Consider the following 14084-nt stretch of genomic DNA (forward strand, 5'->3'; position numbering starts at 1 on the left):
GGCTGTACCCCTGGTGGGTGCCCCGGACTTCAAATCCGGCGGCGGGCCAGCCTTGAGCTGTCCGCGGTAGGTTCGATTCCTACACATTCCCGCCATTAACAAATCTTAATATGACATTGATTACAGCACTTTTAATGAGTGCTGTTTTTAAATTTATGGGAGGCAAAAATGTATCAGAACCAACTTACTACTATGCCTGGTATTAGCTATAACTTGGCAACTAAATTCATTACTGAAATCGGTTACATTAACCGTTTTGATTCCGCCGATAAATTAGCTAGATACGCAGGCTTATCACCAGCTGAACACAGTTCAGGTAAATCAAACCGCACATCTCGTAAAAAATATGGTTGTCGTAACCTTAAACATGGCATAGAAAAAGGTATCAATTTTATATATCAATAATATTAAGAAAATTAGCAATTGTATTATAGTAATAATTCAATAATTATACCCATTTGCTAAATGTGATTATTTTATAATCGTGATTGACAAATAATCATGATTATGTTATTATAATAACAAGATAAGACAAACTTATTCAAAATTTAATTGGAGGTGGGGTTATGTTAGAAGGAAAGAAAATTGCCATTATTGGCGATCGTGATGGAATCCCAGCTCCTGCAATTCAGGAATGTATAGAAACAACTGAAGCCGAAGTAGTTTTTGGCTCTACAGAATGTTTCGTGTGAACTGCTGCAGGAGCTATGGACTTGGAAAATCAGAAGAGGATCCAAAATCTTACTAAAAAATATGGAGCAGAAAATTTAGTAATAATCTTAGGTGGAGCAGAAGCAGAAGCTTCTGGATTAGCAGCCGAGACTGTTACTAATGGAGATCCTACTTTTGCCGGTCCACTAGCAGGGGTCCAGTTAGGACTCAGGGTTTATCACATTTTAGAATCAGAAATCAAGTCTGAAGTTAATGAGGATGTTTATGAAGAGCAGATTAGTATGATGGAAATGGTTTTAGAGGTAGATGACATTGTAGATGAAGTTAAGTTATATCGTGATAAATATTGTAAATTTGATTAATTAGTTTTTGATTATTAATAAACATATTGCTCTAGTTGGGTAATAATTGCCATAATAGCAGCTATTGCCCATGAGGGCAGACTATATTTAAAAATTTTTGAGGGAAAGTGCATAAATTCACAATTACAATATATTTTATTAATAAGTTGATAAAATATAACGAATAGCCAGGGAAGGGGTGGAGTAATAAAATGCGTTTAGAAATAGGTAATTTCTCTGTAGAAGACATTGTTTTTGGCGAAGAGACCACCTATGATGATGGTATTTTGACTATCAATAAAGAAGAAGCTTTAGAAGTAGTAAAAGAAGATGAACATATTACAGAAGCAGATTTAGTAATTGCTAGACCAGGTGAAGAAAAACGTATTGTTCCAGTTAAGGAAGCAATTGAGCCTAGATATAGAGTTGATGGAGAGGCTGTTTTTCCTGGGGTAACTGGTAAATTAGAGAGTGTTGGGGATGGTAGAACTCTAGCATTAAAAGGTTGTAGTGTACTAGCTGTCGGTCAACATTGGGGTAGTTTTGGTGATGGCTTAATCGATATGAGTGGTGAAGGAGCTAAATATACTTACTTCTCTCAGTTAGTAAATGTTTGTTTAGTAGCAGACACTGATGAAGAATTTGAAAGACATGAACAACAAAAGAAGAATCATGCTATCAGATGGGCTGCTCATAGATTAGCTGAATATTTAGGTAGTGCTGTAAAGGACTTAGAACCAGAAGAGGTAGAAACTTTTGATTTAGAACCGGTTACTAAGCGTTCTCAAGAAATAAATGACTTACCATCAGTAGTATATGTTATGCAACCACAGTCTCAAATGGAAGATTTAGGATATAATGATTTAGTTTATGGTTGGGACGCAAATCACATGCTACCTACTTTAATGCATCCTAATGAGATACTAGATGGAGCTATGATCTCTGGAAGCTTTATGCCTTGTTCTTCTAAATGGTCTACTTATGATTTTCAGAATTGTCCTACGATTAAGAGGTTATACGATGAACATGGTAAATCTATTAACTTCTTAGGTGTGATTATGTCTAACCTAAATGTTGCTTTAGAACAGAAGGAAAGAGCAGCTATGTTTGTACAACAAATAGCTAAGTCTTTAGGTGCTGATGCTGCTATTTTAGCAGAAGAAGGATACGGTAATCCAGATGCTGACTTTATTGAATGTTTTGTAGCATTAGAAGAAGCTGGTGTTAAGACAGTAGGAATGACTAACGAATGTACCGGTAGAGATGGACAATCTCAGCCATTAGTAACTTTAGATGAAAAAGCAGATGCTATTGTATCTTGTGGAAATGTTTCAGCTTTAATTAAACTACCACCAATGGAAAGAGTAATTGGTGAATTAGAAGCTTTAGCTCGTGACGGCTTATCAGGAGGATGGGCTGATGATGAAAAGTTAGGGCCTTCTGTAAAGGAAGATGGATCTATTGTTATGGAAAATAACTCAATGTTTTGTGGTGATCGAGTACTTGGATGGTCCCCTAAGACAATGAAAGAATTTTAATCTAAATACTTAAGGAGGTGTAGTAACTTATGAAAAAGGCAATTTTATATATAAATCAATTTTTTGCAGGAATCGGTGGTGAAGAAGAGGCTGACCATGTTCCAGAGATAAGAGAGGGTTTAGTTGGGCCAGCCATGTTATTAGATCAAATATCAGATACGGAAGTAACTCATACTATTATTTGTGGAGATAATTTTATAGGTTCTAATGAAGAAGAAGCTGTAGAAAAAATATTAGGTTTTTTAGAAGATAAGGAGTTTGATATTTTCTTTGCTGGACCAGCTTTCCAAGCAGGGAGATATGGTAATGCTTGTGGTGTCATTGGTAAAGCAGTAAAGGAAGAGTTTGGTGTACCGGTTATTTCTTCAATGAATGAAGAGAATCCTGGTGTTGATATGTTTAAGAAAGATATTTATATCTTCCCTGGTGGACATAGTGCAGCCAAAATGAAAGATGACATGACGCAAATGGCTGAATTCGGTAATAAAATATTAAATGGTGAAGGGCCACTTTCTGCTGATGATGAAGGGTATTATGTTAGAGGAATTAGACATCAAGTATGGCCAGAAGATGGAGAATCAGCAGCAGACCGAGCAGTAGAAATGTTACTTAAGAAAGTAAATGGAGAAGAGTTTGAATCAGAATTACCTATACCTAAGATAGATAGAGTAGATATTGCTTCTTCAATTGGAGATTTAGGTGAAGCCACTATTGCTCTTGCAACTTCTGGTGGGATTGTTCCTGTAGATAACCCAGATAATATTCAGTCAGCTTCGGCTACTAGATGGGGTCGATATAGTGTAGAAGGTATGGATAAGTTAGAAAATAGAGAAGCAGATGCATTTAAAACAATTCATGCCGGATATGACCCAGCAGCTGCAGATGCTGATCCTAATGTATGTGTACCTTTAGATGCTTTAAGAGCATACGAAAAAGAAGGAAGAATTGGTAAGATTCATGAGTACTTCTATACAACAGTTGGGACTGGAACAACAGAAGCAGAAGCAGCTAGAATGGGACAAGAAATGGTAGAATATATGAAAAATGAAGGCGTAGATGCCGTTATCTTAACATCTACTTGAGGAACTTGTACTCGTTGCGGTGCAACGATAGTAAAAGAAATTGAAAGAGCCGGTATTCCAATAGTACAGATGGCCAACTTAATTCCAGTTGCTAAGACAGTAGGTGCTAATAAGATGGTACCAACTATTTCTATTCCTTATCCTCTTGGTGATCCTGTAACTTCTGAAGATGAACAGTGGAAGTTGCGTTATCATCGAGTCGGTGTTGCTTTAGACGCTCTTGAAACAGATGTCGAAGAACAGACAGTATTTGAAGTTTAAATTTAATAGAGGTATATCTACCCCTCCAAATTTGGAGGGGTAGATATACCTCAAAGATAAGGAGAGGATAAAATGGAAGGGAGAAAACAGAAATCCAATCAAGTCTTTTATACTTCTTTAGTAATTGTATTTGCAATACTACTTTGGGGACTGGCAGTACCAAAGAATTTTGAAAGTGTAGCTAATGGGTTATTTGACTTTTTAGTTGGTAACTTTGGTTGGTTTTATCTCTTATCAATGTCTTCTTTCGTAGTCTTTTCAATATGGATTGCTTTTAGTAAGTATGGGAAGATAAGGTTAGGGAAAGATGGCGAAGAACCAGAATACAGTACTATATCCTGGTTTGCCATGTTATTTAGTGCAGGAATGGGAGTAGGTTTAGTGTTTTGGGGTGTAGCTGAGCCCTTAAATCATTTTGTGAACCCTCTAGGTTTGGAAGGTGGATCGGCAGCAGCTTCCGCCTTTGCTATTAAGAAATCATTCTTTCACTGGGGATTGCATCCTTGGGCTAATTATGCAGTATTTGCTTTGGCTTTAGCCTATATGCAGTTTAGGAGAGACAAACCAGCACTTGTAAGTAGTATATTTATACCACTTATAGGAGAAGAAAAAGCTTCCGGTCCTATAGGTAAGCTTGTTGATATATTAGCAGTGTTTGCTACTGTTGCTGGAGTAGCAACTTCATTAGGAATGGCTACGTTACAGATGACTAGTGGATTTAATTATCTTTTTGGAGTGCCAGAAACTGATTTAGTAAGAGTTATTGTTATTGGTGTTGTGACTATACTATTTATGCTTTCGGCTATAACAGGATTAGATAAAGGTATTAAGATTTTATCTAATGCTAATATTACTTTGGCTGGTATTTTAATGCTACTAGGTTTAATCCTTGGACCAACAGTATTAATTATTAATAATCTAACTAATGGAATTGGGATGTACTTTAGTTCGTTAGTTAGAGATAGTTTTAAGATTTCAAGTGATCCTTGGTATGGTTGGTGGACTATCTTTTATTGGGCTTGGTGGATTGCTTGGGCTCCATTTGTTGGAACTTTTATTGCACGAATTTCACGAGGTAGAACGATTAAAGAATTTATTGGTGGAGTACTTTTAGCACCTACTCTTGCTTCGTTTATCTGGTTTGCTATCTTTGGAACATTAGGCATTAATACCGGTTTAGATGTAGCATCTAAAGCTATTAAATCTACTCCAACCGCTTTCTTTGTGGTGCTTGAAAATTATCCAATGGGAAGCATCATATCATTCATTGCTGTAATCTTATTGTCAACATTCTTCGTAACATCGGCAGATTCAGCTACTTTTGTCTTAGGAATGATGTCTTCGAACGGAGATTTGAATCCGACTACTAAACGAAAAGTGACGTGGGGCTTTATTCAATCTGGATTAGCTGTAACTTTAATGTTAGCTGGTGGCTTAGAAATGTTACAGACTGCTTCGATTGCAGCGGCCTTCCCATTTGCTTTTATAATGTTATTTGGGATGGTGTCATTAATTAAAGCATTAAGACAGGACGTTAGGAAAGATAGCATAGGAAAAGCTTAAATAAGATGGAGATAAAATAGAACGTAAGTAGGGGACGAAGCTTCGTCTCCTACTGAATGGGCTAATGGTAATCATGATTACCGAAATTCTTATTTAACCTATTATAAGAGGAGGGTGCTAAATGAGCAAAAAGTATGATGTTATTATTGTTGGCGGTGGCCCGGCTGGTTTGTCAGCGGCTGTTTATGCTTCTCGTTCCAAGCTAAAGACTTTATTATTAGAACAGAATAGAAAGGTTGGTGGGCAACCGACGACTTATGAAGAGATGGAGAACTATCCTGGAGTTCTTGATACTACTGCACCAGAATTAGTAAAGAACTTTAGAGAGCATGCAGAAAAGTTTGGAACTGAAATTGAACGTGGAGAAGTAAAAGATGTTAGTCTTGATGGAAGAATAAAGAGTGTAATAACTAAAGATGGTGAAGAGTATAGGGCTAAAAGTGTAATGATTGCTACTGGTGCTGAACCGAGAAAGTTAGGTGTCAAAGGGGAAGCAGAGTTTAAAGGTAAAGGAGTATCTTATTGTGCAACTTGTGATGCAGACTTCTTTGTTGACCTAGAAGTTGTAGTTGTTGGTAATGGAAATTCAGCTATTGAAGAAGCGATCTATTTAACAAAGTTTGCAAGTAAAGTAACTGTGATTGTTATCCATGAAGAAGGAGTTATGGACGCTGAAAAGATCTTACAAGAAAGAGCTTATAGTAATGATAAAATCGAATTTGTTTGGGATTCAACTTTGGAAGAAGTTAAAGGAGAAGGATTAGTAGATACAGCAGTTCTTAAGAATATAAAGACTGGTGAAACCACTGATCTATCATGTGATGGAATCTTTATCTTCATTGGTAGAGTACCGCGAACTGATTTTGTAGAAGAAGAGTTAGAACTAAATGAAAATGGATATATAGAAGTTAATAGTGAGCGGTTAGACACTAATATTCCAGGGATTTATGCAGCAGGGGATGTTAGAGATAAGTATTTGCGGCAGGTTATAACTGCTGCTAGTGATGGGGCTGCAGCTGCTATGGCAGCGGTAGGTTATATTGAAGAAGAAGATTATTGGCAAGAGAATGTATTAGAAGCAGAAGAGACAGTCTTAGTAGCATTTTGGAGTCCGACAAATGAAGAGAGTTTAGAAGTAATCAATAGATTAGAGAAGATAGACTTAGGTGCTAAGTTAGTGAAGATTGACACTTATAAGAATACATTAGTTTCCGAGCGTTATGACGTGAATGAAATTCCTACAGTTCTTAAGATTGAAGATGGTGAAGTTGTCGACAGAACTGTTAATCCTAAGTTAGAAGAGATTAATGAATTTATTTAATTATGCAAGACCCTTAATTTATAAATTTATTGAATTAAAGTGCAATAATAATCTATTTTAATAATCTAAAGGAGGCTAAAATTATGTTAGAAGTAAATAAAGAAAACTATGAAGAAGAAGTACTAAATGCTGAAGGTGTTGTTATGGTTGACTTTTGGGGAGAAGGCTGTGAACGTTGTTTAGAACTAATGCCTGATGTAGAAGCTTTTGCCGAGGAGTATGGTGATAAGATTAAGTTTGCTAAATTAAATATTAAAGGGAATAGACGATTAGCTATGAGTCAGCAGGTTATGGGGTTACCATCGATGGTATTCTATGTTGATGGAGAAAAGAAATCACATTTAAGTGGAGATGAGTTGACAGCGGAAGAGATTGAAGAAGAGATTAAAAAATATCTTTAAAAAGAAGATTTCTAATTAAAACGGAGGTGTAAAAATTGACTTCACCAGTTATTAAAGGTACTAGCTATGTTTTAGTTCATGCGGCTAATAATTTATTACATCATGGTTCTACACAGGTTATGGAACGAGATAAAGATGCAGATAGTGAATATTTAAAGAAACTACCTGATTATTTAAGGAGTTATGAAGATGTAGTAGCTTATAGTCCAAACCAAGCTTATATTGGTAATATTTCTGTAGAAGAGTTAGACGGAATAGAACAACCGTGGTATGAAAACTCTATTGATGAAGCAGAACGTTTTAGTGATTGGGGAGAGATTATGCCTGAGGATGAGTTTTATGGTCTACTAAAGATAGTTGATGCTTTTGATTTAGTACAATTAAGTGATGAATTTGCTAGTAAAATAAAGAAAAAATTAGCTGGACATTCATTGTTGACAAAAGACCATATAGAAAAGATTACAGGTGTAGAAAGTGAAACTATTAAAGAGGTAGTAGATGAAGATACAGCTGAAGCCCTTTTCGTAGATGGTGAATTAGTAGGCTGTGTTAAGCAAGCTCATGACACAGATATTAATCTATCAGCTCATGTTATGTTAGAAAATTTAGTAGTTAAAGCATCTGGTGTACTTTCATTACTTCATTTAGGAAAACAAGATGGAGTTGACTTAGAAGAAGTAGATTATGTAATTGAAGTTTCAGAAGAAGCTTGTGGTGACATTAATCAGCGTGGTGGAGGTAATTTTGCCAAAGCTATTGCGGAAATAGCTGGTTGTGAGCAGGCTACTGGTTCTGATACTCGTAGTTTCTGTGCTGGCCCGACTCATGGTTTAATTAATGCTGCTGGCTTAGTGAAGTCAGGTATCTATGACAATGTAGTAGTAGTAGCCGGTGGTTCTACAGCTAAGCTAGGTATGAATGGAAAAGATCATGTAGCTAAAGAGATACCTCCTTTAGAGGATTGTTTAGGTGGATTTGCTGTTTTAATTAGTAAAGATGATGGAGTAAATCCAGTGATAAGAACAGATGCTATTGGAAGACATAAAGTGTCGACTGGTTCATCACCGCAAGCGGTAATTAGTTCTTTAGTTACAGAACCTTTAGATGGAATAGGGTTAAAGATTACTGATATCGATAAGTATTCAGTAGAGATGCAGAATCCAGAGATTACAAAACCAGCTGGTGCTGGCGATGTACCTGCTTCTAACTATAAGATGATTGCTGCTTTAGGAGTTAAAAGAGGTGACTTAGAGCGTAGTGATCTAATGAATTTCGTTAATGAACATGGTATGCCTGGTTTTGCTCCAACACAGGGTCATATTCCATCGGGAGTTCCATTTATCGGTCATGCTCGTCAGATGATGAAAGCTGATGAAATAGAAAAAGCTATGATCATTGGTAAAGGAAGTCTTTTCTTAGGAAGAATGACTAATCTATTCGATGGTGTTTCCTTTATTATAGAAGAAAATATGGGACAGAGTGAAGAAACAAGTGTTAGTGAAGATGAAATTAAAGGGATAGTGGCTACAGCTATGCGTGATTTAGCGCAATCACTATTAACTGAAGAAGAATAAGATAGAAGTTATTTATTAGGAGGTGAAAGAATGGCTACTAAAACAGCAAAAGAGAAAGTCTCTGAAGTCTTTAACCAAGTTGCTGATGCACTTGAATCAGGAGAATATGGAGAAAAGACTAAAGTAGGTATTACTACCTTAGGTAGTGAACATGGTATAGAAGAGGTAGTAAAAGGAGCCGAATTAGCAGCTAAACAGAATTCTGATATTGAAGTAGTATTAATTGGCCCGAAAATAGAGACTGATCTTACAATAATTACTGAAACTGATTGTGAAGAAAGAGCACACGAAAAGATGGAAGAGTTATTACAAGCAGGAGAGATTGATGCTTGTGTTACTAATCATTTTAATTTTCCAATTGGAGTTTCTACTGTAGGCCGTATTGTTACTCCTGGTAGAGGGCAAGAGCTAATTATAGCTACTTCTACTGGTACTTCTGCAACTCATCGAATTAGTGCTATGATTAAGAATGCCATTTATGGAATTATTACTGCTAAGGCTATCGGTCAAGAAGAGCCAACAGTAGGTATTTTGAATGTTGATGGTGCTCGCCAAGTTGAGAAGGCACTAAAAAAGTTAGATGAGAACGGTTATGAGATTAATTTTGCAGAATCAATTCGTTCTGATGGTGGGTGTGTCATGCGCGGCAATGACCTTTTAGTAGCATCTGCTGACGTAATGGTGACAGACACTCTAACTGGAAACTTATTATTGAAGGTCTTTTCCGCCTTTAATACTGGTGGTAGTTATGAAGCTTTAGGTTACGGTTATGGACCAGGAGTTGGTGAAGACTATGACCAGATTATTAATATTATTTCCCGAGCTTCCGGAGCGCCTGTAATTGCAGGTGCCATAAGATATGCTGCTGATGCAGCCCAAGGAGATATTATTGAAGTTGTTCAAAAAGAATTTGAAGCAGTTAAGAAAGCAGGGCTAGATGAGATAATAACTGATATTGAAAGCAGCAATACTGAAAAAACAGCAGAGGAAGTCTCTCCTCCCCCTTCTAAGACAGTAACAGAGGAGATTTCCGGTCTAGATATTTTAACTTTAGACGATGCTGTACAGACTTTATGGAAAGAAGAAATTTATGCTGAAACTGGAATGGGCTGTACAGGTCCTGTAGTCTTAATTGCTCCTGAAGACGAAGAGGAAGCTACTCAAATTTTAAAAGAGAATGATTTTATTGCTTAATAAAGTTTTATTATCTAATCTTAAAAAAGGCTGCCTATAATAGGTAGCCTTTTTGTCATCTATATAGTTATATTCTATTTTGTTTAGAAGCCATTTGTTCTTTCCTTTAAAATAGACCTGATATGTTTCATAGTTCGTTGCACAGCCTCATCTGTAGAACAGTCTAGTCTATTATTGATTATTAGAGAAAGCATTCCCTGATAAATTAACCTAATTAATTGATTACAGTTATCAAAATAATTATAATAGGTAAGATAGTAGAATTAATTACTGAGATAGCTGATCAGACAAATTTATTAGCTTTAAATGCTGCAATTGAAGCAGCAAGAGCTGGGGAACATGGACAAAGTTTTGCAGTAGTAACTGAAGAAATTCAGAATTTAGCAGAAGAGACTGCTAATGCTACAGAAGATATAGCTAAATTGATTAGAAAAAATTAGAATGAATCACAGGAAGCTATTAATACTATAGAAAAAGGAGTAGCAGTAGGCGAGAAGATAATTGATGAGGCAGTATAAGCTTTTAAAGAGATAAATGATGCTATTGATAAGACTATATAATTTAGATTGAGGACACCCTCACAGTATTTTTTATTAGCAGGAAAATTCATTCTAACCAAGAATATTATTTAAGTAGATAGTGGAAAAATATATTAAATTCGAGAATAAAAATAGAATTAGAGGTGGAAGTATGGAAACTTATTTACGACAAATTCCTGCTGTTGATAAAGTTTTACAACAGGAAGATATCAAGAATTTAGTTTATGAATATTCTCATCAAGTAGTTGTAGATGCAATTAGGGATGTTAATCAGAACTTAAGAAATAAAATTTTAAATAAAGATATTCAAGATGATTTTGATGTGTCAATGTATAATGTCGTTAAGTTAGTAAAGAATAGGCTTGATAAGTGGTTACAGCCAAATCTTAGGCGAGTTATTAATGGTACTGGGGTAGTATTACATACTAATTTAGGGCGTTCATTATTAGCTAAGTCAGCTCAGAAGAGGTTAGTAGAAGTAGCTAATAATTACTCTACTTTAGAGATAGATGTTGAAAGTGGAGAAAGAGGATCAAGGTATGAACATGTAACAGGATTATTAACTTATTTAACGGGGGCTGAAGATAGTTTAGTAGTTAATAATAATGCTGGAGCTGTTTTATTAGCTTTAAATACATTAGCTAAAGGGGAAGAAGTGGTTATTTCTAGAGGTCAATTAGTGGAGATTGGAGGATCATTTAGAATTCCAGAAGTAATGGAGCAAAGTGGTGCAAAGTTAGTAGAAGTGGGAGCTACTAACAAGACTCATTTAGGAGATTATGAAGCGGCTATTAGTGATGAGACAGGTTTATTTTTGCGAGTTCATACTAGTAATTATCGGATTGTTGGTTTTTCTAAGGAGGTTTCTTTACAGGAACTAGTGAATTTAGGTCATGAAAAAGGCTTACCAGTGTTAGATGATTTAGGAAGTGGAACTTTAATTGATTTTAGTCAGTATGGTTTTAGCCCAGAGCCTACTGTTCAAGAGAGTATAGAAACGGGGGTAGATGTAGTAACTTTTAGTGGTGATAAATTACTAGGAGGACCACAGGCAGGGATTATTGTAGGAAAAAAAGAGTATATAGAAAAGATGAAGAAGAATCCATTAACGAGAGCTTTACGGGTTGATAAATTTACTTTAGCTACTTTAGAAGAGACTTTAAGACTTTATTTAGACTTTGAGACTGCCTTAGAAGAAGTTCCTACTTTACGGTTATTGACTTTAGAACCTGAAGAGTTGGAAATTAAGGCTAAGGAGTTAGCTGAAAGTTTAGATGAGTTGAGTAATGATGTGAAAGTAGAAGTAGAGAAAGGTTATTCGCAGGTAGGTGGGGGAGCATTTCCAAGCGAGTCCTTACCAACTTCTTTAGTTAAAATTTCAGTTAATAACTTAACAGCAGAAGAACTAGGAGATAGTTTACGAGATTTAAACCCACCTTTATTTACCAGAATTCAGTCGGAAAAAGTAATTATTGACCCAAGAACTATTCATGAAGAGGAAATTGATATTATAATTTCTCATTTTGCTACTTTAATAGGAGAGGGTAGAGTATGAAACATTTAATTTTAGGAACTGCTGGTCATATTGATCATGGTAAAACTACTCTTATTCAGAAGTTAACAGGTGCTGAAACAGATAGATTAAGTGAAGAGCAAGAACGTGGTATTTCAATTGATTTAGGTTTTGCTTCTTTAAATTTAGACAATGGGGTAGAATTAGGAATTATAGATGTACCTGGTCATGAAAAATTTGTTAAGAATATGTTGGCTGGAGCTGGAGGAGTTGATTTAGCTCTTTTAGTAGTAGCTGCTGATGAAGGAGTTATGCCGCAAACAGTTGAACATCTTAATATCTTGGAGCTATTAGGAGTTGAAATAGGAGTAGTTGCTATTACTAAAGCTGATTTAGTAGAAGAAGAGTGGTTAGAATTAGTTAAAGAGGATATTAGAGAAAATTTAGCAGAGACTTTTTTAGAAGATGCTCCTTTAGTACCAGTCTCTGGAGTAACTGGTACTGGTATTGATAGGTTGATTGCACAATTAGAAGCATTAGCTGAAAAATTGGAGACTAAGGAGCAGAATGATAATTTGTATTTACCTATTGATAGATCATTTTCAGTGGCTGGTTTTGGAACAGTAATTACTGGTACTTTGATGGCTGGTAAATTAGAAGAAGGTACTAGAGCAATCATTTACCCACAGGAAAAAGAAGTGGAAATTAGAAATATTCAAGTTCATAATGAGTCAGTCAAGGAAGCAGTAGCTGGTCAGAGGACAGGAGTTAATTTAAATGGAGTAGATGTTAGCGAAATTAATAGAGGAGATATTCTGGCTACTCCGAAATCATTAACTCCAACGACTTTAATAGATGTTAAGTTGGAACTATTAGGTAAAGCGCCTTTGAATCTAGAGTATAATGATCGATTACGAATCCATATTGGTGCAAGAGAGGTGTTTGGTAGAATTAGTATTTTAAATGAAGAGGCTATTTATCCTAGTGAAGAGGCTTATGTGCAGTTTAGATTAGAAGAACCAATTGTTGCTTATCATAGCCAACCTTTTGTAATTAGGCATTATTCACCGATGATTACTATTGGTGGAGGAAGAGTATTAGATGCTAGTCCTAGTAGACATAAGCGTTTTGATGATGAAGCATTAGCTAAATTAAAGATTCAAGAATATGGTTCTGATTTAGAAAGGGTAGAATTAGCACTAAAGGACTATAGTAAACCGGCAAGACCAGTAGATATAATGACAGGAAGTGGATTAGTAGTAAAAGAAATAAAAGATAATTATGAAGAGTTAGTTGAACAAGAAAAAGTAGCTAAGTTTACTACAGGTCATCAGGCTTCTTACCTTCATGAAGATATTTATTCATCACTTAAGAAGCAGATTATAACTTTTCTTAAGGATTATCACCAAGAACATCACTTACGGTGGGGATGTTCTAAAGAAGAAATAAGAAGTCAATTGGATGTAGAATTGAATAAGCAAGAATATGATCAATTATTAATGGGTTTAACTGATGAGAACTTAATTAAAATGCAAGAAGCTGAAATAAAATTAAAAGAACATAGAATTGAATTAAATACAAATGAAAAAGAGGTTAAGGAAGAAATTGTAGCTAAATTTAAGGAAAATCTTTTTACTCCACCTACATTAAAAAATCTAAAAAGTGAGTTAGATGTAGAATCAAGATTGATTATAGAATTATTTGATCTTTTGGTACGTCAAGAGATTTTAAAACGAGTAGATGCTGAAATCTATTTTTATTATGAGGCTTTAGATGAAGCGGAAGAAGAGCTAAAATGTTACTTGCAAAAGAATGAAAAGATAACACTAGGAGGGTATAGAAACTTATTAGATAGCAGTAGAAAGTATACTCTACCACTACTAAACTATTTTGACCAACAAGGTTTGACAAAAAGAGTAGGAGATGAAAGGGTCTTGACAAATCTATAAAGAGAATATATAATAATCGTTGCAATTTAATAGTTAGGTGAGGGAATGGCTGTACCCCTGGTGGGTGCCCCGGACTTCAAATCCGGCGGCGGGCCAGCCTTGAGCTGTCCGCGGTAGGTTCGATTCCTACACATTC

11 protein-coding genes and 1 pseudogene are annotated in these 14084 nt (G+C 35.6%); all 12 read left to right on the plus strand.

The features are described 5' to 3' along the window. Positions 1–168: 168 nt before the first annotated feature. The gene (locus tag B5D41_RS13415; RefSeq protein WP_078811143.1) at positions 169–405 is read left to right on the plus strand and encodes a transposase; all 237 of its coding nucleotides are present in this window, start codon (positions 169–171) and stop codon (positions 403–405) included. A 161-nt stretch (positions 406–566) separates the two neighbouring features. Further along, positions 567–1034, plus strand: a complete 468-nt coding sequence (grdA, locus tag B5D41_RS13420; protein WP_078811144.1) for a glycine/sarcosine/betaine reductase complex selenoprotein A — start codon at positions 567–569, stop codon at positions 1032–1034. 191 nt (positions 1035–1225) lie between these two features. Then, positions 1226–2551, plus strand: a complete 1326-nt coding sequence (locus B5D41_RS13425; RefSeq protein ID WP_078811145.1) for a glycine/sarcosine/betaine reductase component B subunit — start codon at positions 1226–1228, stop codon at positions 2549–2551. 29 nt (positions 2552–2580) lie between these two features. Beyond that, complete coding sequence (gene grdH, locus B5D41_RS13430) at positions 2581–3894, plus strand: betaine reductase selenoprotein B (protein ID WP_078811146.1); 1314 nt, start codon at positions 2581–2583, stop codon at positions 3892–3894. A 72-nt stretch (positions 3895–3966) separates the two neighbouring features. Then, positions 3967–5457, plus strand: coding sequence for a glycine betaine uptake BCCT transporter (locus B5D41_RS13435; protein ID WP_078811147.1), 1491 nt, complete (start codon positions 3967–3969; stop codon positions 5455–5457). Positions 5458–5578: 121 nt separating this feature from the next. Then, positions 5579–6778 carry a thioredoxin-disulfide reductase gene (trxB, locus tag B5D41_RS13440; protein ID WP_078811148.1) on the plus strand — a complete coding sequence of 400 codons (1200 nt, stop codon included), beginning with the start codon at positions 5579–5581 and terminating at the stop codon, positions 6776–6778. Positions 6779–6861: 83 nt separating this feature from the next. Then, complete coding sequence (gene trxA, locus B5D41_RS13445; RefSeq protein ID WP_078811149.1) at positions 6862–7179, plus strand: thioredoxin TrxA; 318 nt, start codon at positions 6862–6864, stop codon at positions 7177–7179. Positions 7180–7214: 35 nt separating this feature from the next. Beyond that, a complete protein-coding gene (grdC, locus tag B5D41_RS13450; protein ID WP_143555732.1) occupies positions 7215–8753 on the plus strand; it encodes a glycine/sarcosine/betaine reductase complex component C subunit beta in 1539 nt (512 codons plus the stop codon). Between the two features lie 30 nt (positions 8754–8783). Then, the gene (gene grdD / locus B5D41_RS13455; protein ID WP_078811150.1) at positions 8784–9947 is read left to right on the plus strand and encodes a glycine/sarcosine/betaine reductase complex component C subunit alpha; all 1164 of its coding nucleotides are present in this window, start codon (positions 8784–8786) and stop codon (positions 9945–9947) included. A gap of 245 nt (positions 9948–10192) precedes the next feature. Then, positions 10193–10378 (plus strand): annotated as a pseudogene (locus B5D41_RS13465) (methyl-accepting chemotaxis protein); the annotation flags it as partial. 259 nt (positions 10379–10637) lie between these two features. Continuing rightward, positions 10638–12041, plus strand: a complete 1404-nt coding sequence (gene selA, locus B5D41_RS13470; RefSeq protein WP_143555733.1) for an L-seryl-tRNA(Sec) selenium transferase — start codon at positions 10638–10640, stop codon at positions 12039–12041. Beyond that, positions 12038–13948 carry a selenocysteine-specific translation elongation factor gene (gene selB / locus B5D41_RS13475; RefSeq protein ID WP_078811152.1) on the plus strand — a complete coding sequence of 637 codons (1911 nt, stop codon included), beginning with the start codon at positions 12038–12040 and terminating at the stop codon, positions 13946–13948. The genes selA and selB overlap by 4 nt, the downstream gene beginning before the upstream one ends. Positions 13949–14084: the final 136 nt, after the last annotated feature.

Source organism: Selenihalanaerobacter shriftii (genome assembly GCF_900167185.1).
GTDB classification, from domain to species: Bacteria; Bacillota; Halanaerobiia; order Halobacteroidales; family Acetohalobiaceae; genus Selenihalanaerobacter; species Selenihalanaerobacter shriftii.

Coding starts and splice junctions, on each gene's coding strand:
- B5D41_RS13415 (WP_078811143.1), top strand. CDS start 169: ATGTATCAGAACCAACTTACTACTATGCCTGGTATTAGCTATAACTTG.
- B5D41_RS13425 (WP_078811145.1), top strand. CDS start 1,226: ATGCGTTTAGAAATAGGTAATTTCTCTGTAGAAGACATTGTTTTTGGC.
- B5D41_RS13435 (WP_078811147.1), top strand. CDS start 3,967: ATGGAAGGGAGAAAACAGAAATCCAATCAAGTCTTTTATACTTCTTTA.
- trxB (WP_078811148.1), top strand. CDS start 5,579: ATGAGCAAAAAGTATGATGTTATTATTGTTGGCGGTGGCCCGGCTGGT.
- trxA (WP_078811149.1), top strand. CDS start 6,862: ATGTTAGAAGTAAATAAAGAAAACTATGAAGAAGAAGTACTAAATGCT.
- grdD (WP_078811150.1), top strand. CDS start 8,784: ATGGCTACTAAAACAGCAAAAGAGAAAGTCTCTGAAGTCTTTAACCAA.
- selA (WP_143555733.1), top strand. CDS start 10,638: ATGGAAACTTATTTACGACAAATTCCTGCTGTTGATAAAGTTTTACAA.
- selB (WP_078811152.1), top strand. CDS start 12,038: ATGAAACATTTAATTTTAGGAACTGCTGGTCATATTGATCATGGTAAA.